20 protein-coding genes are annotated in these 25,527 nt (G+C 64.8%); 8 read left to right on the top strand and 12 right to left on the bottom strand.

The features are described 5' to 3' along the window. Window positions 1–10 precede the first annotated feature (10 nt). Both EGM87_RS02600 and EGM87_RS02595 read right to left on the bottom strand, forming a co-directional pair. Complete coding sequence (locus tag EGM87_RS02600) at window positions 11–1,945, bottom strand: TonB-dependent receptor (protein WP_253719119.1); 1,935 nt, start codon at window positions 1,943–1,945, stop codon at window positions 11–13. A 263-nt stretch (window positions 1,946–2,208) separates the two neighbouring features. Further along, complete coding sequence (locus EGM87_RS02595; protein ID WP_410483106.1) at window positions 2,209–4,506, bottom strand: copper-transporting P-type ATPase; 2,298 nt, start codon at window positions 4,504–4,506, stop codon at window positions 2,209–2,211. Window positions 4,507–4,550: 44 nt separating this feature from the next. Here EGM87_RS02595 and EGM87_RS02590 point away from each other — a divergent pair, with 44 nt between their 5' ends. Together EGM87_RS02590 and EGM87_RS02585 are read left to right on the top strand one after the other, a co-directional pair. Then, on the top strand, window positions 4,551–5,552 hold the full coding sequence (locus EGM87_RS02590) for a zinc-dependent alcohol dehydrogenase family protein (RefSeq protein ID WP_410483105.1): 1,002 nt from the start codon (window positions 4,551–4,553) through the stop codon (window positions 5,550–5,552). A 3-nt stretch (window positions 5,553–5,555) separates the two neighbouring features. Next, on the top strand, window positions 5,556–6,800 hold the full coding sequence (locus EGM87_RS02585) for an MgtC/SapB family protein (RefSeq protein ID WP_137709149.1): 1,245 nt from the start codon (window positions 5,556–5,558) through the stop codon (window positions 6,798–6,800). A gap of 67 nt (window positions 6,801–6,867) precedes the next feature. Here the strand turns inward: EGM87_RS02585 and EGM87_RS02580 are convergent, their stop codons facing one another. Continuing rightward, on the bottom strand, window positions 6,868–8,217 hold the full coding sequence (locus EGM87_RS02580; RefSeq protein WP_253719117.1) for an alginate export family protein: 1,350 nt from the start codon (window positions 8,215–8,217) through the stop codon (window positions 6,868–6,870). 46 nt (window positions 8,218–8,263) lie between these two features. Here EGM87_RS02580 and EGM87_RS02575 point away from each other — a divergent pair, with 46 nt between their 5' ends. The 3 genes from EGM87_RS02575 to EGM87_RS02565 all read left to right on the top strand — a co-directional run bounded on the left by EGM87_RS02575 (window position 8,264) and on the right by EGM87_RS02565 (window position 13,139). Next, complete coding sequence (locus EGM87_RS02575; RefSeq protein ID WP_137709150.1) at window positions 8,264–9,220, top strand: chromate resistance protein ChrB domain-containing protein; 957 nt, start codon at window positions 8,264–8,266, stop codon at window positions 9,218–9,220. Then, entirely contained in the window at window positions 9,217–10,605 is a 1,389-nt protein-coding gene (gene chrA / locus EGM87_RS02570; RefSeq protein ID WP_137709151.1) for a chromate efflux transporter, read from the top strand. The genes EGM87_RS02575 and chrA overlap by 4 nt, the downstream gene beginning before the upstream one ends. Window positions 10,606–10,871: 266 nt before the next feature. Further along, the gene (locus EGM87_RS02565) at window positions 10,872–13,139 is read left to right on the top strand and encodes a TonB-dependent receptor (RefSeq protein ID WP_253719115.1); all 2,268 of its coding nucleotides are present in this window, start codon (window positions 10,872–10,874) and stop codon (window positions 13,137–13,139) included. 124 nt (window positions 13,140–13,263) lie between these two features. Here the strand turns inward: EGM87_RS02565 and EGM87_RS02560 are convergent, their stop codons facing one another. Genes EGM87_RS02560 through EGM87_RS02530 form a run of 7 tightly spaced genes read right to left on the bottom strand, consistent with a single transcriptional unit; the run spans window position 13,264 to window position 19,505 of the window. Next, on the bottom strand, window positions 13,264–14,421 hold the full coding sequence (locus tag EGM87_RS02560) for an LLM class flavin-dependent oxidoreductase (RefSeq protein ID WP_137709153.1): 1,158 nt from the start codon (window positions 14,419–14,421) through the stop codon (window positions 13,264–13,266). A 13-nt stretch (window positions 14,422–14,434) separates the two neighbouring features. After that, on the bottom strand, window positions 14,435–15,391 hold the full coding sequence (locus tag EGM87_RS02555; protein ID WP_137709154.1) for an LLM class flavin-dependent oxidoreductase: 957 nt from the start codon (window positions 15,389–15,391) through the stop codon (window positions 14,435–14,437). After that, a complete protein-coding gene (locus EGM87_RS02550; RefSeq protein WP_137709155.1) occupies window positions 15,388–15,996 on the bottom strand; it encodes a nitroreductase family protein in 609 nt (202 codons plus the stop codon). The genes EGM87_RS02555 and EGM87_RS02550 overlap by 4 nt, the downstream gene beginning before the upstream one ends. Next, window positions 15,996–16,850 (bottom strand): ABC transporter ATP-binding protein, encoded by an 855-nt coding sequence (locus EGM87_RS02545; protein WP_137709156.1) that lies wholly within the window; start codon window positions 16,848–16,850, stop codon window positions 15,996–15,998. The genes EGM87_RS02550 and EGM87_RS02545 overlap by 1 nt, the downstream gene beginning before the upstream one ends. A gap of 14 nt (window positions 16,851–16,864) precedes the next feature. Further along, on the bottom strand, window positions 16,865–17,635 hold the full coding sequence (locus EGM87_RS02540; RefSeq protein ID WP_253719114.1) for an ABC transporter permease: 771 nt from the start codon (window positions 17,633–17,635) through the stop codon (window positions 16,865–16,867). Beyond that, window positions 17,632–18,393: an ABC transporter permease gene (locus tag EGM87_RS02535; protein WP_044661920.1), complete on the bottom strand. Its 762-nt coding sequence runs from the start codon at window positions 18,391–18,393 to the stop codon at window positions 17,632–17,634. The genes EGM87_RS02540 and EGM87_RS02535 overlap by 4 nt, the downstream gene beginning before the upstream one ends. Then, complete coding sequence (locus EGM87_RS02530) at window positions 18,393–19,505, bottom strand: ABC transporter substrate-binding protein (protein ID WP_253719112.1); 1,113 nt, start codon at window positions 19,503–19,505, stop codon at window positions 18,393–18,395. Before EGM87_RS02530 ends, EGM87_RS02535 begins: the two co-directional genes overlap by 1 nt. A gap of 269 nt (window positions 19,506–19,774) precedes the next feature. Between EGM87_RS02530 and EGM87_RS02525 the strand changes: the two genes are divergently transcribed. Both EGM87_RS02525 and EGM87_RS02520 read left to right on the top strand, forming a co-directional pair. Next, window positions 19,775–20,821 carry an ABC transporter substrate-binding protein gene (locus EGM87_RS02525; protein WP_044661918.1) on the top strand — a complete coding sequence of 349 codons (1,047 nt, stop codon included), beginning with the start codon at window positions 19,775–19,777 and terminating at the stop codon, window positions 20,819–20,821. Between the two features lie 87 nt (window positions 20,822–20,908). Then, a complete protein-coding gene (locus tag EGM87_RS02520; protein WP_171009971.1) occupies window positions 20,909–22,015 on the top strand; it encodes a sigma-54 interaction domain-containing protein in 1,107 nt (368 codons plus the stop codon). A 164-nt stretch (window positions 22,016–22,179) separates the two neighbouring features. On the opposite strand, the gene groL is transcribed toward EGM87_RS02520, so the two are convergent. Further along, window positions 22,180–23,826, bottom strand: coding sequence for a chaperonin GroEL (groL, locus tag EGM87_RS02515; RefSeq protein ID WP_025549258.1), 1,647 nt, complete (start codon window positions 23,824–23,826; stop codon window positions 22,180–22,182). 101 nt (window positions 23,827–23,927) lie between these two features. Continuing rightward, window positions 23,928–24,215, bottom strand: a complete 288-nt coding sequence (gene groES / locus EGM87_RS02510; protein ID WP_025549259.1) for a co-chaperone GroES — start codon at window positions 24,213–24,215, stop codon at window positions 23,928–23,930. A gap of 434 nt (window positions 24,216–24,649) precedes the next feature. Between groES and yghU the strand changes: the two genes are divergently transcribed. Then, the gene (yghU, locus tag EGM87_RS02505; protein WP_137709158.1) at window positions 24,650–25,519 is read left to right on the top strand and encodes a glutathione-dependent disulfide-bond oxidoreductase; all 870 of its coding nucleotides are present in this window, start codon (window positions 24,650–24,652) and stop codon (window positions 25,517–25,519) included. Window positions 25,520–25,527 lie beyond the last annotated feature (8 nt).

The raw sequence follows: 25,527 nt of genomic DNA, 5'->3' as shown, positions 1-25,527 counted from the left end.
AGTCTCAACCCTAGGAACGCACCCGACCAACATTCTGGAAGAAGGTCTCAGTCGATTGGCCGCCGCCGGGCACGAAGCTGGTGATCGACTGAATACGGTTGTCGAACTTTGTGTAGAAGGCCGCCAACGACGCATAAACCTGTCCCTGGTTGGTACGTATACCCAGTTCCATATTCTTCGATCGTTCGGGCTCGGGTTGCGGCACCAAGGCTGATGTATTGGGGCGGGTCACCGAATAGATGTCGTCCATGCCTTTGGGCAGCGCCATATTTTCGGCATAGGAGGCGAAGACCTGCGTCCGGCCGTCAATTTTGTAGAGCAAGCCCGCCGTGGGCAAGAACAGATCCTTGTAATGAGCGGTGTTGGCCTGTGGTCCCCATCCCGCAATGCCCCGGGTGTTGAGACCCGTTCCGGTGGTGCGATAATAATCGTCAAAGTCCCTATAGCCGCGCTGGACATAGTCCATCACCAGCCCCTTAAAGCCGAGATCGATGATCAGTCGTTCGTCGGCGACCTTCAGTGTGTCCTTTAGGAATACTTGCAAGATGTCGCGCTTGGATCGGTAGTTCCGGCGCAGATAAACCAGCTCGTTCAGATTGGGTGCACTGTCAGGAGCGCCATCGACCGTGTTATAGCGGGCCTGGGTACGGTGATATTTATCCGTTTCAGCCCAGATTCCCGCTTCCACCGCATTGCTGCCGATTTCCCAATGCAGCTTGCTGGTGATGCCATAGCGATCCCCGCCCACGCCCGAGAGCCCATATTGCACGCCCTTCGGTGCGGTGACGGGCAGGCCAGCGTCGGCCTGATAGCGATAGCGCAAATAGCTGTTGAGCAGGGCTCCGGTTGTCCCTCGAGTCGTGCTGCCATAAGCATCCGGCGATACACCGTAACCGTCCTTGTCTTCCCAATAGAGAGTCGATTCGGCCCAGACGCCATCAGCTATACCGGCGTGGAATGTCGCACCATAAAGCTTGTCCTTACGAACGTTGATGGCAAGATTATACACGGCGGTATATGCGCTATTAGAATAATAGATGCCGGACGCCGTCGGCCCGAAACCTGTCGTCGTATTCGGCACATTTTCGATATAGGCGTAATCCCTTCCGCACTGTCCCAGCGCGTTGCGCGTTACGCAATTATATTGGCCCCGCGAAATGGTAGGCGAGTCATAGTCGAAGAAGTCGTTCGACACGAATTTGAACCGCGCCCAGCTATCGCCGCCGAGGTCGGCATGGACCTGCGCCTCCCAATGTTCGCGGTCGACCGATCCGGGGCCGCGCCACAGGTCGCTGTTCAGCTTCGTGCGGCTGACATAGGCCTTGAACGGTCCCACCCGCCCAGTGCTCGCGCGGATGAAGGTGCGCTTCATGTCGAAGTCGCCGAAGCTTTGGGAAACGAACAGGCCCATCTCGTCCTGCGGCGCGATGCTGTTATATTGGACGACAGGGCCCAATGTCGAATAGCTGGGCAAGCCGACGTCGCCTGCGCCGATGGCGGCTTCCACAACGCCCAGATTCTCATTGTCGACATAGCGGAAAACCGGGCTTCCGCCGAAGGCATCGCTGCGTCCCGTGGGAATGCCGTCCACCACGAAACCGATCTGATCGAGGTTGAAGGCACGGGTCTGGACGCTGTTGCCGAACTCGTAGAGGCCGAGCGCGCCGTCGGTCTGAACGTTGAAGCCGGGCAGTTGCTCAAGCATCTTCAGGCCCGAAATACCGGAGGGCGCCGACAGCAAGGCCTCGCGCGTGACCGCCACCACATTGCTCACCTTATCCTCACCGATCGCTTCCGACGACTGGGAAATGCGGCGGCCGGTGACGGTGATGGTGCCGGCATCGTCATCCGCATCGGGCTCCTGCGCCCAGGCATGGGGTGAGACAAGACCGACGCAACAGGAAAGCAGCAATGCGGCACGACGGACGGACAAGAACTTTTGCATAAATGGCTCCCTTTCGGCCCTTTTTGGGCAGTTATGGGCCGATCAGGCATGCACCGCGCCACGGGGCGCAGTGCGACATCTCTCCACATGACGGACAGGCCGGACGCATCGCTGCGCCCAGCCGATCTCTCAGTTTTCTTGTGAAACGAAATGATGGTGAAAATCCGCCAGGGACAAATGAGTAATTCTCATTCCGCAACGAATTTTCATGCGCTGCTGTCCGTCACATCCCGCCTTGCGCGGGAAAATGCGTCCAGCCCCTTCTAGAGCCTCACCCTGTTCAGGCGCAGCGCATTGCCGACGACGCTGACCGACGACAGAGCCATAGCCGCAGCCGCGATCACAGGGGACAGCAGGAGGCCGAACAGAGGATAGAGCAGACCTGCGGCAATCGGCACGCCAGCGGCGTTGTAGATGAAGGCGAAGAACAGGTTCTGACGGATGTTCGACATGGTCGTCTGACTGAGCGCCCGTGCGCGGACTATGCCGGTAAGGTCACCCTGAAGCAGCGTCACTCCGGCGCTTTCGATCGCGACATCGGTGCCCGACCCCATGGCGATCCCGACATCGGCGGCCGCCAGTGCCGGAGCATCGTTCACGCCGTCCCCCGCCATCGCGACGACATGGCCCTCGCTCCTGAGCCGGGCGACCACGGCGCTTTTCTGGTCCGGCAGAACCTCTGCCTCGACCTGATCGATCCCCAGCCGCCGGGCGACCGCCTGCGCCGTGGTGCGATTGTCGCCGGTCAGCATCACGACGGCGACGCCCTTCCCCCGCAGCGCAGCCAGCGCCTCCGCCGTCGTCCGCTTCACCGCGTCGGCAATCGCGAAGATGCCCGCGACGGTCCCGTCGACGCCGATGAAAATGGCGGTCGCGCCATCATGGCGCAGGGCATCGGCCTGCCCGGCCAATGCTTCCGCCGAAACGCCATATTCTTCGAGGAAGCGGGCATTGCCGAGCAATATCCGCTTGCCCTCGACCATGCCGACCGCTCCCTTGCCCGTGGGGGAATCGAACTGTTCCACCTGCGGCGGCGCCAATCCCCGCGCCTCCGCGGCAATGACGATCGCCTGCGCCAGGGGGTGCTCGGACGCTCGCTCCACCCCGGCGGCGAGCCGAAGCAACGCATCCTCTTCAAAGCCCGGAGCTGCGACGACGCCGGTGAGCGACGGCTTGCCCTCCGTAAGTGTGCCGGTCTTGTCGACGACCAGCATGTCGACCTTTTCCATCCGTTCCAACGCTTCGGCATTCTTGATCAGCACGCCAAGCCCCGCGCCGCGACCGATGCCCACCATGATCGACATGGGCGTGGCGAGTCCAAGGGCGCAGGGGCAGGCGATGATCAGCACGGCCACCGCGACGATCAGGCCATGGGCGAAGCGCGGCTCCGGCCCCCAGATCGCCCAGGCGACAAAGGCGACCGCAGCGATCAACAGCACGGCAGGGACGAACCATCCTGCCACCTGGTCCGCCAGGCGCTGGATCGGCGCGCGGGATCGCTGTGCATCCGCGACCATCCGCACGATGCGGGCGAGCATGGTGTCCCGACCGACCTTCTCCGCCCGGACGACAAGCTGGCCGCTGCGGTTGAGCGTGCCGCCGATCACATGGTCACCGGCAGTCTTGGTGACGGGCATGGATTCGCCGGTCACCATGGATTCATCGATGGCGGAACTGCCTTCCTCGACCAGGGCGTCGACCGGCACCTTCTCACCAGGGCGGATGCGCAGCCGGTCGCCGGGCGTGACCCGATCCACCGCCATCTCCTCGTCGCTGCCGTCCTCGCGCAGACGCCTGGCTGTCTTCGGCGCCAGGTCGAGCAGCGCCCTGATCGCACCGGAAGTACGCTCCCGCGCCCGCAATTCCAGGCATTGACCAAGCAGCACCAGCACGGTGATCACCGCTGCCGCTTCGAAATAGACCGGAACGGTCCCCTTCTCCCGGAAGGCCTCGGGAAACAGGCCCGGCGCCAGCGCCCCCACCATGCTATAGGCCCATGCCACGCCAGTGCCCATCGCGATCAGCGTGAACATGTTGAGCTCGCGCGTCCGCAGCGACTGCCATCCCTTTTCGAAAAAGGGCCGGCCGCCCCACAGCACCACCGGCGTGGCAAGCAGGAGCTGCAACCAGATGGAAAGGCGGTCGGACACCAGGTGATGGAGCGGCGGAAAGAGGTGCCCGCCCATTTCGAGCACGAACACCGGAATGGCCAGCAGCAGGCTGATGCGAAAACGGCGGGTCATGTCGGTCAGTTCGGCGCCGTCGCCTGCCTGGGCAACGGGAACTTCAGGCTCCAGCGCCATGCCGCAGAGCGGGCAGGCGCCGGGATGGTCCCGCCGCACTTCCGGATGCATGGGACAGGTCCAGACGATGGCCGGCGCGTCCGTTTGCGGCACGATGTTCTTCCGATCCGGTTCGACAGCAGACATCAGATCCCGTTCCCTTGACCTTGCGCGACGATGCCGCGCCCCACGACTGTAGACGCCATGGCTGGATCGGCAGAAATCTCGACGGGCGGCGCCTGCGCGTCCATCAGGATAACTACGGACTCCTTCGGTCATGATATGATCTATGGGTGACGAAGAAGGCGCAAGGGAGGCTTTCCATGCAACAGATGGTCGCGATGCAGATCGACGCCCCAGGCCGACCGCTGCGTAAAATCACCCGCGCCGTGCCCGAACCGGATATTGGGGAACTGCTGGTCGAAGTTACCGCCTGCGGCGTGTGCCGGACCGACCTGCATGTGCTGGACGGTGAGATCCCGGCCCATTATCCGATCATAGCGGGACATGAGATCGTCGGCCGCGTCGCCGTCGTCGGGCCGCAGGTGGACGGCTTCGCCCCTGGCCAGCGGGTGGGCATTCCCTGGCTGGGGCATACATGCGGCCAATGCGCCTATTGCCGGACGGACCGGGAAAATCTCTGCGACGCGCCCCTGTTCACCGGGGCGACCCGGGATGGCGGCTATGCCACCCATGCGATCGCGGATGCCCGCTACTGCTTCGTCCTGCCGGACCGCTTTTCCGATGTGGAGGCCGCCCCACTGCTCTGCGCCGGCCTGATCGGCTGGCGCGCGTTGCGGCTTGCGGGCGATGCGCCGACCATCGGGCTCTATGGCTTCGGCGCGGCGGCGCATATCCTGGGGCAGGTCGCGCAGGCGCAAGGACGCACCGTCCACGCCTTCACCCGGGATGGCGATGAGGAAGGACAGGCTTTCGCGCGGTCGCTTGGCTGCGCCTGGGCGGGCGGCTCGTCGCAGCTTCCGCCGGCGCCCCTTGACGCCGCCCTGATCTTCGCACCCGTGGGCGATCTGGTGCCCCTCGCACTGCGGGCCGTTCGCAAGGGCGGCAGGGTCGTGTGCGCGGGCATCCATATGAGCGACATCCCCGCCTTCCCCTATGCGGATCTGTGGGAAGAGAGGATGCTGCTCTCCGTCGCCAATCTGACGCGGGAGGACGGCATCTCCTTCTTCGAAATGGCAGGCCGGACCGACCTGCGCATCGTGACGGAAAGCTTTCCGCTGGACGATGCGGGCGAAGCGCTCCACCGCCTGCGGACCGGCAGGGTGAAAGGCGCGGCGGTGATCGTTCCACCCCGGATCGCCTGACGCATGCCCGACATCGGCCAGCCCTATCTGGCGATGATCGCCTCCATCGCCATCGGATTGCTCGTGGGGCTTGAGCGCGGCTGGACCCAGCGGGAACTCGGCAAGGGCCGCCGGGTGGCGGGATTTCGGACCTTCGGCCTGATCGGCTTGCTGGGCGGAATGGGAGGATTGGCGCCCGACATCGTCGCGGCCACGCTGGGCATGGGAGTCGCGGCCATATTGACCGTCGGCTATTCGCGCAGCGCCGATCAGGAGCATCTGTCTGCCACCACAACGCTCGCCGGGCTGCTGACCTTCGGCGCAAGTTTCTGCGCCACGCGGATCGCGCCTGCGCTGGGTTTGGCCATCGGCGCGGCGACCTTCGCGATATTAAGCGCAAGGCAATCGATGCACGCCATGCTGCGGGGCATGGACGAGAGCGAGATAGAAAGCGTCTCGCGCTTCCTGCTGGTCGCGCTGATCATCCTGCCGCTGCTGCCCGATGCCGCCTATGGCCCCTATGACGCCTGGAACCCCCGGAACATCTGGATGGTCGTCGTGTTCGTGATGGGCCTGTCCTTCGCGGGCTATGCGGTGTCGCGCCGCTTCGGCCAAGACCGGGGCATATTGCTGGTGGCGCTGACGGGGGCCATCGTCTCCTCCACGGCGGTGACCGCCGACTATGCTCGCCGGCTGCGCGACGAGCCGGGCGCGCGGTCCCTGTTGTCGGCCGGCATAGCGGTGGCTTCCATCGTCATGTTCGTGCGCGTCCAACTGGTGGCACTCGTCCTCATTCCGCGCGCGCTGCCCACGCTGGCCCTGACCATGGCGCCCGCAACGCTTGTCGCCGTGGCTTTCGCGCTGGTGGCCTGGCGTCGGCATGGCGGGACGGGAAACGGCATGGGGCTTTCCAACCCGCTCGGCTTCGGGCCGGCGCTGATGCTGGCGGCGCTGGTGGCGGGATTGTCGCTCGCCGCCCGGTGGGCGCTGGTGCATTTCGGACAGCAGGGCATGGCGGTCGTGCTGACGCTGACCGGCATATCGGACGTCGACGCGGCGGTCATGACCATGGCCGGGCTGCCGCCCGACCTGCTCGACGATCATGTCGCAGGGCTGATCCTGGGAAGTGCCGTCCTTGCCAACACCCTTGCCAAGGCAATGATGACCATGGTCATTGGCTGGGGCCATGGCGGCGTCAGGGCGGCCCTGCCACTCTTCGCCGCACTGGTGGCGGCCGCCGTCAGCCTGACCGGGCGGGCAATCCTTTAAAAGATGCAACCTGTCCGCGGGAATGGAGGCAAAGCATGCTTCAGCACATGCTGCCAAAAGCCGGAGCCTAAAAACTCGCGGTCAGGTTGAAGGAGGTATAGCGCGTCCACTTCCCTGCCGTCGCATTGGGCGCGTCCCGCAGGAACCGCCCCTTGGCCAGCAGCAGCCCGTCGAATTCGAACCGCAGCCGCGACGGAACGATCCAGTGGCGGACCCGCCCTTCCACCTGATGGCCCGCGAAGCTGCCCGACCGACCGCTGGCGTCCCGCACCCCCGTGGAGGAAAAGGCATCCGTCCGCGACGCCAGCCACAAGGCGCGATAGGTCGCGAACCAGTCCCACCGCTTGTCGGGTGTCGCCTCCAGCCTGATGCCGGGCGTCACGATATTGGTCCGCGCCAGGGCATTGTACAGACCCGCCGGGGCAAGGTCCGCCCGGCGCATGCCGAACAGCGTGTCGAATCGGCCCTGACGCCCTCCCCGCCTATCTCCGCTCGCCCGGTCGAATTCCAGCGACAGGCGGGGCTTCCAGGGTCCGCTGAAGCTGTAGCCGGCATCGACGTGCAGGAAGCTGGCGGCGACGGACTGGCGTACTGCGCCGGGCGCGAGAGACGCGCTGACGCTGCCCGTCTGGTAAAAGGCCTCGACCTCATAGTCGAACCGTCCCGTTTCCGGTTCGCTGATGATGCGTCCACCGAATGTGTCGAGCGACCTGTCCCGCGTCGGCCGCCCCGGTTCGTCCCGTTCGCCCAGATGGAAATAGGTGAGTTCCGCCATGGCCGGGCCGATCGCCTTGGCCTTGCTGACGATGCCGCCCCACAGCACCAGATCGAAGCCCTCATGATCGAACCTCACCCGCTTGTTGCGGACACCCTCCGCATCGTCCGGCCGCCGCTGCTGCGGCAGGGTATAGATGAAGACCGCCTTCACACCGCGCGGCGCGGTCAGGTCGGCCCGCAGGCCGGTATAGCCATTGGTGGTGTTGCGATAATCGTCCGCAGCGACGAGCCGACGGGAACCCAGGTTCAACATGAATCGCCCGGCCATCAGGCCAAGCTTGCTGCCCTTGCCCAGCGGTTCATCGATGTCCCCCGCGACATAGGCCTGAACGAGCTCCATCGCATTGATTTCATTGGTGGAGATCGGCGTGCCCGCGTCGGCGCCATAGGCCCTGCTGTCGAACAGCTCCGCCCCAGCCCTGAACGCGCCCGAACGGTATTCGGCCATGAGCTGCGTGCGGATGTTGAACAGGCTGTCCTTGCGGTCGAACCCTGCGCGGGCCTGCCCCTCAATCTCCTCGACCCGCAGGCGCACGCTGCCGCTCAAGGCAAGACCGTCATCCTGCGCATGAGCAGGCCGCGCTCCGACGAAGGCGATTGCCGCCGCGCTTGCCATCGCCAAGGGTGAAGTCCGGATCATTGATATTCCTGTTTCTTCGAATCATCTTTATTGATACATATGCATCATGACCATTACCGACGCCACCCCATGGCTCGCATTGCTGCATCAACTTCCCGCCAAGCCGCCTTATCTGCGGGTGAAGATCTGGCGCCGCCTTCAAGCCATCGGCGCGGTGCCGCTCAAAAATGCAGTCCATGTGCTTCCTTGTTCGGGGGAAAGCGCCGCTGCCTTCAACAGCCTTATGGCGGAGATCGTCGATAATGGCGGCGAAGCGACGCTGATCGAAGCGCGATTGCTGGCCGGCCTGTCCGACGGCGACGTCCGCGCCCTGTTCGATGCAGCGCGGCGCACGGATTATGAGGAGATTGCCCAGGCCGCCCGCCGCCTGCTGGAAACAGGGCCCGCCAGCGGAACGGACATCGCCCGGCTGCAGAAGCGGCTGGAGGATGTCGGGCGGCTCGACTTCTTCGGCGCGCCGGGGCGGCAGCAGGCCGAAGCTGCGCTCGCGGAACTGGATCGGCAACGCTACCAGCATCCGGACGTCAGCCGCACCGATCCGGCCGCCGCAACCGAAGCGACCGATCTTACCAACCGGACCTGGGTGACGCGCAGCGGCGTCCATGTCGATCGCATCGCCTGCGCATGGCTGATCCGCCGCTTCATCGACCCGGAGGCCCGCTTCAAATTCGTCGACAGCCGCCGTTACGATCCGGCGGAGGGTGAATTGCGCTTCGACATGGCCGACGCCGAATTCACCCATGAAGGCGACCGGTGCAGCTTCGAAACCTTGCTGCTGCGCGCAGGCCTTCTGGACGACCCGGCCCTGGTCGCAATCGGTGAGATCATCCATGACCTCGACATCGCGGACGGCAGGTTCGCACGCCCCGAAACCCCGGGTCTGGGCGCCATATTGTCCGGCGTCTGCGCCTCCACCGACGACGACCTCCAGCGCATCGCCATGGCGAGCGATGCGCTCAACCAGTTCCATGCCTTTTTCAGCAACAGAAGGACGGATCGATGACGGCAAGCGCATCCTCCACCCCTGCGGTCCCGTCTTACGACGGGCATCACGGCATTTCCTTGGGCGAAGCGACGCGCCTGTGGGCGCGGATCGCGGCGCTCAGCTTCGGCGGACCGGCGGGACAGATCGCCGTGATGCACCGGCTATTGGTCGAGGAAAAGCGCTGGATCGGGGAAGAGCGGTTCCTCCATGCGCTCAACTATTGCATGTTGCTGCCGGGGCCGGAGGCGCAGCAGCTCGCCATCTATATCGGCTGGCTCCTGCACAAGACGAAGGGCGGGATGATCGCGGGCATATTGTTCGTGCTGCCGGGTTTTCTCGCCATATTGGGCCTTAGTTACATCTATGTGTTGCTGGGCCATGTGCCGATCATCGAAGGGCTGTTCTTCGGCCTGAAGGCGGCGGTGCTGGCCATCGTGATGCAGGCGGTGGTCCGGGTCGGATCGCGGGCATTGAAGAATGATGCGATGCGCGGGATCGCCGCCGCGGCGTTCGTGGCGATCTTCTTCCTGGGCGCGCCGTTCCCGCTGATCGTACTGGCGGCGGGCCTCATCGGCTTCATCGGAGGACGCAGCGGTCTGGCGGTGTTTCAGGGTGGGGGCGGTCATGGCCCGGCGGGCGGCCATGTCATCCATGATCGCGACACGGCGCTGGGCGAGCAATTGCCCGACCACGCCCGCCCCCATCTCGGCTGGTCGCTGCGTATCTCGGCGCTGTTTCTGCTGCTGTGGCTGGGGCCGGTGCTGGCCCTGTTCCTGACGCTGGGGCCGGATAATATATTCACCCATATCGCCAGTTTCTTCAGCCAGATGGCGGTCGTCACCTTCGGCGGCGCCTATGCCGTACTCGCCTATGTCGCGCAGGAGGCGGTCGGCACCTTCGGCTGGCTCCAACCCGGCGAAATGCTGGATGGGCTGGGCATGGCGGAAACGACGCCGGGGCCGCTGATCATGGTGACGCAGTTCGTGGGTTTCCTGGCAGCGTTTCGGGACTCCGGCATGCTGCACCCGCTGGTTGCCGCGACGCTGGGCGCGATCCTCACCACCTGGGTGACGTTCGTTCCCTGCTTCCTGTGGATCTTCGCCGGCGCGCCCTTCATCGAACGTCTGCGCGGCAACCCGGCGCTGTCGGCGGCGCTGACGGCGATCACGGCGGCCGTGGTGGGCGTAATCCTGAACCTCGCCATCTGGTTCGCCATTCATACGCTCTTCCGGCAGATCCAGCGGATTGGCGGGATCGACCTGCCCGTGCTGTCCAGCGTCAATATTCCCGCCGTGCTGCTGTCCGTGGGCGCGGTGATTGCGGTGTTCCGGTTCAAGATCGGCGTGCTGCCCGTCCTGGGCGCCTGCGCGGGCATCGGGGCCGCCTATATCCTTCTCGTCTGAGCACCGGCCATGCTGCTGCGGAGATAGCAGCATGGCCTGTTCCGCTGCGCGATTTCAACCATCCATTGAACGAGTAAGAAATAATCTCATTTAAAATCATTGCCTTATGAAAGTGGCATAGGCTTTGCTTCGGTTCCCCCGTCCGATCCGCGCAATGCGGACATGTTTCAACCAATGGGGGAATCTCCTTGTCCACAATCAGTCTTTCACCACGGTTCCGCCATGCCCTTGGCGCAAGTGCCCTGGCCTTGCTTGCAGCGGCATATGTGACCGGCGCCCATGCCGAAGAAACGCCCGCCGTCCCGGCCGAAGTGGCGGATGCGGACGCCGGAGCAGGCATCGTCGTCACGGCCCAGCGCCGCGAGGAACGGTTGCAGGACGTCCCGGTGGCCGTCACCGCCTTCGACAAGGATCTGTTCAGCGTCGGCGGCCTCGGCCGTTCCGCCAATGAGGTGCTGAACTATGTTCCCAACGCCTCCGCCGGCACGCAGCAGCATGGCCGCCCGCGCTGGTGGATTCGCGGCGTCGGCGCCGGCCAGCAGCAGCTCGATCTCGCCAATCCGGTCGGCTTCTATCTGGACGACGTCTATATCAGCAACAGCAGCGCCACCGGCCTGCCGCTGTTCGACCTGGAGCGGGTGGAAGTGCTGCGCGGCCCGCAGGGCACGCTCTGGGGCAAGAACACCACCGGGGGCGCGGTCAACATCATCTCCAAGCGTCCCTCGCTGAATGGCCAGGACGACAATTATGTGAAGCTGGAATATGGCAGCTTCGACAACAAGATCGCGGAAGGCGGCATCGGCACGACTTTGGTCGACGACAAGCTGGCGGCGCGCGTGTCCTTCCGCTTCGACGATCGCGGCGGGCGGTTCGACAATCTCTATACCGGCAACAAGTCGAACGAGATCAAGGACAATGTGATCCGCGGCCAGTTGTTGGCCAAGCCGACCGACAATCTGCAGGCGCTGCTCAGCGTCCATTATCGCGATTACGACACGAACGGCACCTATTGGACGACGGCCAGCTACCTTCCCAGCGGCGTGGTCCGCAACGGCTATGCGCCGTCGACCGACATCAACGACATCAGCACCAACGCGCCCGAATATAGCCGCAACAAGCAGTTCGGCGGGTCGCTGCATGTCGACTGGGACCTGGGCAACGCGGCGCTGACCTGGATCGCGGGCTATGAGCGGTTCACCACGCGCGGCGCGGGCGACACCGACTATACGCCGCTGGAAATCTCGCGCAGCTATACCCAGGCGCGCTCCAGCCAGTGGACGCAGGAATTGCGGCTGGCTTCCTCCGGCGAGGACCGGCTAAGCTGGATCGTCGGCGCCTTCTATTTCAACGAGAAGATCCGGTCGAACGCCTTCTCCGCCACCCTGCCGCAGAACGCGGTGCCGGCTCAGGCGATCACGCCCACGGGCCCTGCCCTCGCCTTCAGCAACACGGCCTATCGGCACAAGGCCGAAAGCGGCGCGGTGTTCGGCAGCACGACCTTCCGCTTCACCGACGCGCTCAAGCTGACGTTGGGCGGGCGCTGGACGCGGGAGACGAAGACGCTGGACTTCGACCGCCGGGCATCCCCAGCCGCGACGACGCCGGGCGCGGTTTTCACCTGGAGCAACTATGCGCAGTGGTGGAACAGCTATACCGGCAGCATCGGCGGCGCGGGCACCTTCAGCAATGATCTCAAGCGCACATGGGACGCCTTCACCTATGATGTGACACCGTCCTGGAACATCGACCGCGACAATCTGATCTACGCGAAATTCTCGCATGGGGTGAAGTCGGGTGGCTTCAATTCCGCGGCGACTTTGGCTGTCGCGCTAACGGCGGTGCGGCCGGAGAAGCTGGATGCCTATGAGATCGGCTACAAATCGAGCTGGTTCGACGGGCTGCTGACCTTCAACGCCACCGCCTTCCATTATGACTATAAGGATGTGCAGGTGAATGTCGTCGGCCCCAATCCGGGCGCCGTCGGCGGCGCGACAGTCTCCTACCTCCAGAATGCGGCGAAGGCGAAGGTCGACGGCGCGGAGTTCGAACTGGCGCTGGCGCCGGTCGAGGGGCTGAAGTTCAACGCGGCGCTGGGCCTGCTTGACACCGAATATACGCGCTTCATCGTTCAGAATAGCACGACCAGCCTGGCGGGTGCGCGCTTCGTCCGTTCGCCCAAGGTGACGCTGAATGTCGGCGGCTCCTATCGCTTCCCGCTGGCGGAGCTGGGCACGCTGGAACTGGCGGCGGATGCACGCTACCAGTCGCGGCAATATTATTATGTGACGCCGCAGGACACGGTGAACCGCTATTATCTGGCGCAGAAGCCCTATACGCTGACCAATATCCGCGCCACCTACACGACGCCGGACGAGAAGCTGAGCGTGACGGGCTTCGTTAACAATCTGTTCGACGTGCGCTATCTGAACCACTCGCTGCCCGCCGCCAATGCGGCGCAGGGCGTGACCGGCGATACGGTTGCCTGGGCCGATCCGCGTACGGCGGGCGTGGCGGCGCTGTTCCGCTTCCGATGAGGGGGAGGCCGGGGCGGTCCCCGGCCTTTCGTCAAAAGAAAAGGGCGCCGGGAGGATTTCCCGGCGCCCTTTTTGCTTCCCGAACTCTTGCGAAGGCAGGAGCATGGTGCCTCTATTCCATCGGCTATTCCGCAGCGGCCAGCAAGGCCGGAACCTGGCGGCCGAGCAGCGGCAGCACTTCCTCGCCCACGCGATAGGCTTCCTCCAGATGCGGCGTGCCAGCCAGGATGAAGGCGTCGGTTCCCCGCGCGATCAGCTCGTCCAGACGGGCCGCGCATTGCTCATAGCTGCCGACGATCCCCAATGCGGGGCCGCCGCGCAGCAGATTGAAGCCGCCCCAGAGATTGGGCGCGACGATCAGCTCGTCATAGCGCCGCGCATCGGTCGGGCGGAGCGCGGCCTGACGGGCGGCGCCCACGGAGTCCGTCGCCTGCCCGCGCCAGCGCTGGCGGGTTTCCTCGCTCACATTGTCGAAGCCCTTGGCGATGTCGGCCCAGGCTTCCTCCTCTGTCGCGCGGGCGACCAGATCGACGCGCACCGCGCATTTCTGCTCTCCGCCCAGTGCCGCCGTGCGTTCCTTGACGCGGGCGAACTTGTCGCCAAGCTGGTCGAACGGCTCCAGCCAGGAAAGGTAATAGTCCGCATGGCGCGCCGCGGTCTGGAGCGCCGCGTCGGACGATCCGGAGAACCAGATCTCCGGAAATTCCTCGCCCTGAAGGACCGGCGCGAGGCCGCCGTCGCGCAACTGGTAGAAACGCCCGTCATAGGAGAAGTGGGAGGACTCCCAGACGCCCTTGAAGATGTCGAGAAATTCGCTGGTGCGTCCATAACGGTCGTCATGGGCGAAGCTGTCGCCCCACCAGAGCTGGGCCGGGCCGCCGCCGCCGGTGATGATGTTGAACAACAACCGCCCGCCAGTCGCGCGTTGCAGGCTGGCGGCCATGCGCGCCGTGTGTACCGGATTGCCGAAGCCGGGCTGGAAGGCGATCATGAAGCGGAAACTTTTCGTCTCCCGCGCCAGCAGCGAGGAGATAACCCACGGATCGTCGGTATTGGGGAAGGACGGGATCAACCCGCCCTGAAAGCCGACACTCTCGGCCGCCTGCGCGATGGCCGCCAGATGGTCGATATAGGTGAAATCGTCAGCGCTTCCGTCGCGGTCCAGGCCGGGGGCGATATTGCCGGGCTTGAGGGGCGACCAGTCGCCGCGCTCATAGCCGCTGGTCTGGATGCTGTTGTGACAGCCATGGGTCGGCAGGCGCCAGTAAAAGTCGATGGACATGGGGACGGTCTCCTCAGGCGGCCTGTTGCGCGACGCCGGTGAGGGCGCGCAGGCGAGGCAGAAGATGCTGGCCAATGCGATAGGCTTCCTCCAGCGAGGGAACTGCCTCCAGCACCAGTTGCGTGATCCCGGATGCTGCAAAGCCCGCAAGCCGCTCGGCAGCTTCGTCATAGCTGGCGATCAGCGTGCCCGGAGCGAGCGGCAGGCGTTGCGCGTCGCGCTCGGCACTCTCCCGGTCCTCGCGCACCAGTAGTGGCTGGATCAGCCCGGCCTCGACATGACGGCCGTCCGCCAGCGCGTCCAGCCGGACAATATCATTGGCCAGCGCATCTGCTGTGGCGGGCTGGAACAGATGGACGTCGGCATGACGGGCGGAAAGCGCCAGCGCCTCCTCCCCCTCGCCTTGCAAGTAGATGCGCGGAAAAGGCACCCGGTTGAGCGGCGCGTCGAAGCCGCCATTCTCGACCTCGAAATGCGCGCCCTTGTAGCTGAACGGGCGCTGCTCGTGCACGCCGCGCGCCACGGTCAGAAATTCCTCCAGCCTTTGCGAAAGGTCGCCATCCTTAACGGAATCCGCTTCGGCCAGACGATCGGTCGCTTCGGCATCGGGCGCGATCGCCCAGCCGAGGCGGCCATGCGTTGCACGCTGGAAGGTCGTCGCCTGCTTGGCGGCATAGACCGCCGATCCGACCGAAGCGGGAAATTCTGGCACGACATTCAGGCGCGGCGCGGCACGGGCGACGATGGCGGCGATGATGCGGCTTTCGTCGGCGGCAATGCGGTGACGCACGAACAGCCCGTCAAAGGCCGTCTGCGCGGCGGCCTGCGCAATCTGGACATAATAGTCGAAGCGGTTCTGCGTGCTCGTCCGGCGGTCCCGCGCCAGCGCAGGCAGGGGTCGCCATGCGCCCGGCTCGGAACGTTGCGGATCGGCGGCGGGATCGAGCCGCCAGTGGATGTTGAGCGTCATGCGACGTCCCTTTCCCTGACAAAGGCCGGCTGTTCGAGCGTTCCGGCAAAGACGGTTTCATCGAGCGGGCGGCGGCCATTGGGGGCTTCGGCGCCATGGAATTCGGCGTCCAGGCCTGCCAGATCGCCCTTGCGGCCGAGCGCGATGACGGCTTCGATGGCGAAATCCTGCGGGATGTTCAGCCCTTGCCGCGCCGCTTCCCGGTCGAAGCCGCCAATGCCATGGGTATGCCATCCCAGCAGCAGCGCCTGATGCGCGAAATTGGCCCAGGCCGCGCCCGCATCGAAACTGTGCGAGCCATTGGCGACCCATTCGCCGCGTCGTTCCAGTTCCCGCGCCGACAGGATCAGCACCAGCGCCGACGCCTTCGCCGCCCAGAGGCGGTTGCGCGGCATCAGGAAGGCAAGATAGGCCTCCCACCATTGATCGCCCGGTCGCGCGACGAGGAAACGCCAGGGCTGCGCGTTCATCGCGGAGGGCGCCCAGCGAGCTGCTTCGAAGGCGCTGCGCAGCACGGCATCCGGCACCGCTTCTCCGGTGAAGCTGCGCGGCGACCAGCGGTCTGTGAACAGGGAATCGACGGGATGATCGGCGGCACGGCTCATCAGCGCGCCTCCCGGCTGGGCAAATGGACGAGATTGTCGGCGCTTTCGGCGGCGTCCGCGCCGGATGTGAGTTCGGCCAATATCTCGTCCTTCAGCCGATGCAGCAGCGGAGCGCGGCGGTCGCGGGGGTGGGGCAGGTCGACCTCCACGATGCGGCGGATGCGGCCGGGATTGGGCGACATCACGATCACCCGGTCGCCCAGATAGAGCGCCTCCTCCACATCATGCGTCACCATCACCATGGTCGAGCGCTGCGCCATCCAGATGCGCTGCAGTTCATTCTGCACATGGACGCGGGTCAGCGCGTCGAGCGCCCCCAGAGGCTCGTCGAGCAGCAGCAGCTTGGGCTCCGTCACCAGGGCGCGGGCGATGGCGGCGCGCTGCGCCATGCCGCCGGAAAGCTGGTGGGGATAGGCTTTTTCGAAGCCCTTCAGGTTCACCAATGCGATATGATCGGCCACGATCTGCGCCCGGCGCGATTTCGGCGTATCGGTGTTGAGCAGGGCCAGTTCGACATTCTGCTCCAGCGTCATCCAGGGGAAGAGCCGGTGGTCCTGAAACACGATACCCCGATCCAGGCTGGTCGTGGCGATGCGGTCGCCGTCCAGCCGCAGCTCGCCGCTATAATGGGTGTCGAGGCCCGCGATCAGGCGCAGCAGCGTCGACTTGCCGCAGCCCGACGCGCCGACGATGCTGACGAACTCGCCGGGGCGGACGTTCAGGTTGATGCCGTCCAGTATCTTGCGGGGCTTGCCGCCGATGTCGAAGCTCTTGTCGAGACCGCTGACGGTCAGCGCGCCCCGGCTTGCGGCCGCTTGGGCAAGGTCTTCGCGGGCATGGGGATGGGGGTTCATGCCGTTTCTCCGGATCATGATTGAGCGGGTTGCCAGCGCAGCAGGGACTGGCGCAGGCGGCGGAACAACTGGTTGATGAGGAAGCCGAGCGCGGCGGTGACGCCGATCACCACCAGCATGATGTCGAGCCGCTGCTGGACCTGTGCGGTCTGCATGGCGACGCCCAGCCCCGATCCCGCGCCCGTCAGCAATTCGGTGCCGATGGTGGAGATCCAGGCGAAGGCCAGCGCCTGGGTGATGCCGGTCAGCACCAGCGGCATGGCGGCGGGCAGCAGGATGAAACGGATGCGCTGGAGCGTGGTGAAGCGGTAGATGCCGCCGACCTCCAGATAGCGACGCTCGACCTGCGCGACGCCGGCATGGCTGTTGAGCATGGAGGGGAAGAAGGCCGACATGCTGACGACGATCAGTTCCGTTCCCTCCCCCACGCCGAACCAGAGGCCGATCAGGGGTAGCCAACCGATCATCGGCACCTGCCGCAGCGCGTGAAGCAGCGGCCCCAGCAGCCGGTCGACCGGCTTCCATATGCCCATGGCGATGCCCGCCGCCACGCCCAGCGGCGCGCCGATGGCAAGGCCGGTGAAGGCGCGTTGCAGCGTGGCCAGCGTGTCGCGCAGCAGGTCGCCATTGCGCAGCAGTTCAGCCAGCGCGGAGGCGACGGCAACGGGCGGCGCGAAAGTCACCGAATGGGCGCTCGCCTGCCACTGCCACAGGAGTATGAGGAGCAGCGGCGCGACAAGGCCGATGACGAGCCGGACAGGCCAGCGGGCGAGTTGATCCTTCATGCCGTCCTCCAGCGGGTGGCGCGGCTTTCGACCCAGCGGGCGCCGCGATCGAGCAGAAAGCCGATGAGACCGCTGACGACCACGCCCGCCAGCACGACGTCGATCTGGAACAATTGCCGCCCCATCTCCATCATCTGGCCGATGCCGCTGTCCGCCGCGAGCAGCTCCGCCGCCACCAGCACGACCCAGGCGCGGGTCAGCGAAATGCGCAGGCCGGTGAGCACGGCGGGCACGGTGGCGGGCAGCAGGATGCGGCGGATCAACTGGAGCAGGCTCAGGCGATAGACTTTCGCGACGTCGAACCAGTTGCGCGGCACGCCCCTGATGCCGTCGAAGGTCGCGAGCGCCATCGGGAAGAAGGCGGCGATGGCGACGACCGCGATCTTGAAGGGCTCATCGATCCCCAGGAACATGACCATCAGCGGCACGAAGGCGATGACAGGCACCTGCCAGAGCGTCAGGAAAAGCGGCGACAGGACGGCTTCGACCAGCCGCGACAGTGCCAGCGCCGCGCCGAAGACCATGCCCGCGCCCGCGCCGATGGCGAAGCCAACCAGCAGCCGATAGAGGCTGTCCCCGACATGCCGCTGCAACTCGCCGGATGCGGCCATGTCGGCCAGCGCCTGGGCGACGACGCTGGGCGGCACCAGCACTTGCGGCGGGAACAGGCCGCTGAGGCAGGCGACCTGCCAGAGCGCCAGCAGCGCGACCGGCGCGGCCCAGGCCGCGGCGACGGCCTTGCCTTGGGGAAAAGCCATCAGCCCTGCCCCCCGCCATCATGCGCCCAGAACTGCTCCAGCTTCAAATCCTTGAGCGCCTTGTCGACGAAACGTTCATCGATCAGCGCGTCGGCATCCACTTTCTTACGGATCAGGCCGCGTTCCAGCGCATAATCCGCGACCGAACGGTAATGCGCCAGCACCGCCGGATTGAAGACCGGCGAGAAACGCTCCCGCCAGGGGATGCCGCTATTGGCATAATCCTTCGCCACAATGTCTTCCGGCAGGGCGCCGCGCGCGGCCTTGCGGATGACTTCGGCCTTGTTCGCTTCGTCGGAGGACCATGCGGCGGCGCGGACGAAGGCGTCCACCACCAACTGGGTCAGGTCCGGATGCGCGTCGACAAAGTCCGCCCGGCCGAACAGTTCGGCGCGCATCTTCCAGTCGGCGGGCGCATCCCTGGTCGACCAGATCACATGGCCAATGCCCTTCTGCTCGACCAACAACCCGTCGGACAGCAGCACGGCGGCGTCGACGCTGCCGGATTCCAGCGCGGCGGGCGTAGCCGACGGGTTGATGTTGACGATCTTGAAGTCATCCAGCTTCAGGCCGCTGCTGTCGACCAGCTTGGAAAAGGGCAGTTCCCATGGCCGTCCGCGATGGAGCGCGATCCGCTTGCCCTTGAGGTCGGCCAGGCTTTTCGCGGCCAGCCCCTTGCGCGCGACGATATAGACGTCCTGCCCCTGCCCCACCGGCGCCACGATCTTCAGCGGCACGCCGCCAGCGACGGCGATCGCGGCGGGGAAATCGCCATAGGAGGCGAAGTCGATCCGCTTGCCGGAAAAGCCTTCATTGATGAGCGGCCCGCCCACGGCGGTAGAGACCGGGGTGAAGACCAGCTCGACCCCCTTCTTCGCCAGTTGCTCCTTCAGCCAGCCCTGCTGGATGACGACGCCGTTCAGGCCGTTGAACACCTGCTTGCCCTGATAGGGATAGGCGATGGACGCGATGGTCAGGGTCTTGACCACCTCGCCGTCTCCGCCGCCGGACCCGCCGCAGCCTGCAAGCAGGGCAGAGCCCAGCAGCGCCATGGCGGCGGTCAGCCATTGACGAAGGCGGGAAAGAAAAGACGCGCTATTCTGATTGGCCACTATGCAGGCTCCGTTGAAGGCTCTGCCCCCATCCGATGCACGTCATGTGCCAACCGGATAATCCGGCGGTCTCGTGCGGGCCGGCCCAGGCAGCAGCGATTGCGCGCTGGTGATTTTGCCGCAGCGGCAACCGCGCGATTGCGCGAAATGAAGCGGCGATGAGCCCCGGAACCGTTCCGCATCCGCATCGCGGCTTTTGGCACGAGCCTTGCGACGGATATATTCCTATGTCGGTGTCGGGAAGCCGGCCTACAGTTGGAGAAACAGGAATGGCAAATAAGGTCGCGCCTCTGGACAGCGTCTGGGTGACGCGCTGCCCGGTACCGGCAGCGTCCGGCGTGGCCTGCGCCAAAGGCTGGATGGCCGAGGCGTTCGCACAGGACGGCATCAGCGTCAGACGGGTTCAGGAACTCGGCCTCAATCTGGTCGCGAGCGATCCGGAAAACCAGGCGCGCCATCTGTTTCGCGAGGGGGGCAATATACAGGCGCTGGCGGCGCGGGCGTTGGGTGCGCCGACGCGAGTGATCGGGCTGACCTGGATCGACGAGCGGCAGGCGATCATGGTCAGGCCCGATGTCGGCGTCATGGACCCTGCCGATCTTGAAGGGCTCCGATTCGCCCTGCCCGGCTATGGCCGTACCCATGGCGAGAGCATCGCCCGCGGCATGGCGCTGCACGGTATCAAGAGCGCTCTCGCTTTGGGCGGCCTTGCGCTGGAAGACGTGCAGTTGATCGAAATCCCCGCCCCGCCCGTCGAACAGGCGAGCGTCGAAGGGATGCGCCGCCTCTGGCTGGGCCTAGAGTGGCTGGCCGCGGGCCGGGTCGACGCCGTCTATGTGAAGGGCGCGGCCGGCGCGGAAGCCGCGCAGCGCCTGGGGCTGGAGATAGGCATCGATCTCGACGCCTATCCCAGCCGCCTCGCCCGGGTGAACAACGGGACGCCGCGCCCCATCGTCGTCCACCAACATATGATCGATCATCATCCGGCGCTGGTCGAGCGCTTCCTGGAACAGAGCTTGCGTGCCGCCGATTGGGCGGCTGCCCATCCATCCGACCTCAACGCCATCCTTGCCCAGGAAACCTTGTCCGGCATGGAGGGCGTAGAGGCGGCCTATCGCAACAATTTCCATCGCGCCCTGCATCCCGACCTGTCGGATGAACGCGTGGAGATGTTGAAGATTCAGGCGCATTTCCTGTGGCTGCATGGATTTCTGGAAGCGCCTGTGGATGTCGATGGCTGGATCTGCGCGGAACCCTTGCGCAGCGTCATGAAGCGGCGCGCGGAACTGGCCACCCCTCTCCGGCCGTCTCACTGAAAGCTCAGCTAGGCTCCAAACTTTATTTTCTACTAATTCAGAAGACAATTACCTGCTATCCTGATGTCTGCCAGGGATGGAGACGCTATGAGGAACAGTTCGCACAGCCGCGCCGCAGACCGGGCCGAAGTGGGTCTGGTATCGGCCAAGAACGACGATGGCCGTCCGCTGCTGGCCTATGATTGCGCTCGGCATCATGCCGTGGGACCTCGCGCCCGGGCGCTGATCTTCAACGATCCACGATCCCGCGCCCTGCTGCCGCTGATCGAACGGGTCGCCCCAAGCGACGCCAATGTCCTCATCATGGGGGAGACCGGCACCGGCAAGGAGCTGGTCGCGCGCTATGTGCACAGCCTCAGCGACCGAGCGCATACGCCTTTCGTCGCGGTCAATTGCGGCGCCTTTTCCGAATCGCTGATCGAAGGCGAATTGTTCGGTTATGAAAAGGGCGCTTTCACCGGCGCCAATGTAGCGCGGGCGGGATGGTTCGAGGCGGCCAATGGCGGGACGTTGTTCCTGGACGAACTGGGCGACCTCTCCCTGCCCCTGCAGGTGAAGCTCTTGCGGGTATTGCAGGAACGCGAAGTCGTTCGGCTGGGCTCGCGCAAGGCCGTGCCGCTCAATGTCCGCGTCATCGCAGCGACCAATGTCGAATTGCAGCAGGCGGTCAGCGAGGGTCGTTTCCGTTCAGATCTTTTCTATCGCCTGCAGGTCGTATCCATACCCCTTCTGCCACTGCGGGAGCGCAGAGCCGATATTCTTCCCCTGGCGCGCCATTTCCTTGAAATCTATGGTGCAAAGGCAGGCGTGAACCGGCTGGAACTGAGCGCGGCGGCCGAGGAGGCGTTGTTCCGCCATGGTTGGCCCGGCAATATTCGCGAGTTGGAAAATGCGATCCATCGCGCCGCTCTGATCTGCGAGGGCGGGCGCATCCAGCCCGCCGATCTCGGTCTTGGCAACCTCAGCGAATTGATCGATCCGACCGCCGACCCCGCGGCGCTGGAAGAGGCGGCAAGGCCCTTCGTCGCTCGGCTGCTGAATGGCGGGCACGATCATCTGCTCGACCGGCTGGTGGCCTTCATGATAACGGAGGCCTTTCATCAATGCCATGGAAATCAGATCAAGACCGCCGAAGCATTGGGCATCACTCGCAATGTGGTGCGCACATATCTGAAGAATCTGAATTTGATCTAAGGCAAGCGCCAGGCAAATGGGGCCGGACGCTCCCGCTTAAGTGAGGAACCTGACGATCGAAGACAGGAAAAGGCCGGTGGATCGCTCCATCGGCCTTTTCCGTTTTTTCCGGATTTGGACTCCCAACATCGCGGGCGAGCCAAGGACCCGCCCGCAACGCGGTATTAGAAGTCCATGCCGCCCATGCCGCCCATGCCGCCGCCGGGCATGCCCATCGGCGCCTTGTCGTCGGAGGGCAGTTCGGCAATGGTCGCCTCGGTCGTGATCAGCAGGCCGGCCACCGAAGCGGCGTCCTGCAGCGCGGCGCGGACGACCTTGGTCGGGTCGATCACGCCAGCGGCGACGAGGTTCTCATAGGTGTCGGTCGCGGCGTTGAAGCCCTTGGTCTCGTCATTTTCGCGCAGCAGGTTGCCGGCGACGACAGCGCCGTCGACGCCCGCATTGCTGGCGATCTGGCGCAGCGGCGCTTCGATGGCCTTGCGGATGATGTCGATGCCGCGGGTCTGGTCGTCATTGGCGCCCTTGAGGTCCTTGAGGGCCTTGGTCGCGTACAGCAGGGCCGTGCCGCCACCGGGGACGATGCCTTCTTCAACGGCTGCGCGGGTCGCGTGCAGCGCGTCGTCGACGCGGTCCTTGCGCTCCTTCACCTCGACTTCGGTCGCGCCGCCGACCTTGATGACGGCCACGCCGCCAGCCAGCTTCGCCAGACGCTCCTGCAGCTTTTCGCGGTCATAGTCGGACGTGGTGGTCTCGATCTGAGCGCGGATCTGCTCGGTGCGGCCCTTGATCGCTTCGCCGTCGCCGGCGCCATCGACGATTGTGGTGTTGTCCTTGTCGATGGTGACGCGCTTGGCGGTGCCGAGCATGCCGAGGGTCACGTTCTCAAGCTTGATGCCGAGGTCTTCGGAGATGACTTCGCCCTTGGTCAGGACGGCGATGTCTTCCAGCATGGCCTTGCGGCGGTCGCCGAAGCCCGGAGCCTTGACCGCAGCGACCTTCAGGCCGCCGCGCAGCTTGTTGACGACCAGGGTCGCCAGCGCTTCGCCTTCGATGTCTTCCGCGATGATGAGGAGCGGACGGCCCGACTGCACCACGGCTTCGAGGATCGGCAGGATCGACTGCAGGTTCGACAGCTTCTTTTCGTGGATCAGGATGTAGGGGTCAGCCAGTTCGACCTGCATCTTTTCCGGGTTGGTGATGAAGTAGGGCGACAGGTAGCCGCGGTCGAACTGCATGCCTTCGACGACGTCCAGTTCGAAATCGAGGCCCTTGGCTTCCTCGACGGTGATCACGCCTTCCTTGCCGACGCGGTCCATGGCTTCGGCGATCTTCTCACCGACTTCACGGTCGCCATTGGCCGAGATGATGCCGACCTGGGCGACTTCGTTCGAACCGGCAACCGGCTTCGAGCGGGCCTTGATGTCCTCGACCACCTTGGCGACGGCGAGGTCGATGCCGCGCTTCAGGTCCATCGGGTTCATGCCGGCGGCCACCGACTTCATGCCTTCGCGAACGATCGCCTGGGCGAGGACGGTCGCGGTGGTGGTGCCGTCACCGGCGATGTCGTTGGTCTTCGAAGCGACTTCGCGGACCATCTGGGCGCCCATATTCTCGAACTTGTCCTTCAGTTCGATTTCCTTGGCGACCGAAACACCGTCCTTGGTGATGCGGGGCGCGCCAAAGCTCTTGTCGATGACGACGTTGCGGCCCTTGGGGCCCAGGGTCACCTTGACCGCGTCGGCCAGGATGTCGACGCCGCGCAGGATGCGCTCACGAGCGTCACGCGAAAACTTTACGTCCTTCGCTGCCATGATCTTCTACCTCTCTTTGAGAATTGCAAATCTTGCGAAGTTCACACCGTTACAGGCACGAAAATCCGCCAAAAATAGGAATGACCGTCAGCTTCGCCGCTTTACGCGACGACGCCGAGAATGTCCGATTCCTTCATGATCAGCAGGTCTTCACCGTCGACCTTGACCTCGGTGCCCGACCACTTGCCGAACAGGATGCGGTCGCCGGCCTTGACGTCCAGCGGAGTGACCTTGCCGTCTTCCGACTTGCTGCCGGTGCCGACGGCGACGATTTCGCCTTCCTGCGGCTTTTCCTTGGCGGTGTCGGGGATGATGATGCCGCCGGCAGTCTTCTCTTCCGCCTCTACGCGGCGAACGAGAACGCGGTCATGCAACGGACGAAATGCCATGTTGATTGCCTTTCCCTCTTTACGACGTTGAATGGGAGGGGGGTGGAATCGCCACGCGACTCCGGCTCCTTCTCCCCGATGAACCCGTATCTGTTAGCACTCCCTGTCGGGGAGTGCCAGCGCCGTTTCATATGGACGGGAAGGCCGGACGATCAAGAGCCCCGTGCAAATTTTTTTCGTCCCGCCGCCCGCGACCGCAGCGCGAAAGACATGATGACGCGGGCGGCTATAGGCCTTTCCTGCCGGCAGAGACAGCCGGGGCAGCGACGAAATGCCTTCCACGTGCAAAAAATGCGACCAATGCAGCCGGGGCCGCCGCGCCGCCTTTTTTGAGCATGCGGGGTTTGCACCGGAGAGGGTCGATCCTTACCTAGCCCGGAGCGGCGGGTCCCTGCCCGCCCCATCCCGTTCCCGCCTTCGAAGGAGACGCCTGCATGACCGACACAGCCTATATTCCGCCGCGCGTCTGGACCTGGGACAAGGAAAGCGGCGGCGCCTTCGCCAATATCAACCGGCCGGTCGCCGGGCCGACCCATGAGAAGGAATTGCCGGTCGGCAGGCACCCGCTCCAGCTCTATTCGCTCGCCACGCCCAATGGGCAGAAGGTGACGATCATGCTGGAGGAGCTGTTGGCGGCGGGCAAGGACGCCGAATATGACGCCTGGCTGATCCGGATCAACGAGGGCGACCAGTTCGGCAGCGGCTTCGTGTCGGTCAATCCCAACAGCAAGATCCCGGCGCTGATGGACCATGGCGCCTCGCCGCCCCGGCGGGTGTTCGAATCCGGATCGATCCTGATCTATCTGGCCGAGAAATTCGGCGCTTTCCTGCCGACCGATCCGGCCAGGCGGACCGAGACGCTCAACTGGCTGTTCTGGCAGATGGGCAGCGCGCCGCTGCTGGGCGGAGGTTTCGGCCATTTCTTCGCCTATGCGCCGGAGAAGTTCGAATATGCGATCAACCGCTATACGATGGAGGCGAAGCGGCAGTTGGACGTGCTGGACCGGCAACTGGCGGGGCATGAATATATTGCCGGGGATGAATATACGATCGCGGACATGGCGATCTGGCCCTGGTATGGCGGGGTCGCGCTGGGCCGGGCCTATGATGCGGCGGAGTTCCTTGATGTGCAGAGCTATGCGAATGTGCTGCGCTGGGCGAAGCAGATCGACGCGCGGCCTGCGGTGAAGCGCGGGCGGATGGTCAACAAGGCGAACGGGCCGCTGGAGGAGCAGCTTCGGGAGCGGCATGACGCCAGCGATTTCGATACGCGGACGCAGGACAAGCTGGAGGGGGCGGGTTGAGGATGGGA

The sequence above is a fragment of the Sphingobium sp. RSMS genome, assembly GCF_005406185.4.
Taxonomy (GTDB): domain Bacteria; phylum Pseudomonadota; class Alphaproteobacteria; order Sphingomonadales; family Sphingomonadaceae; genus Sphingobium; species Sphingobium fuliginis.
This window is presented reverse-complemented; position numbering and strand designations above follow the sequence as displayed.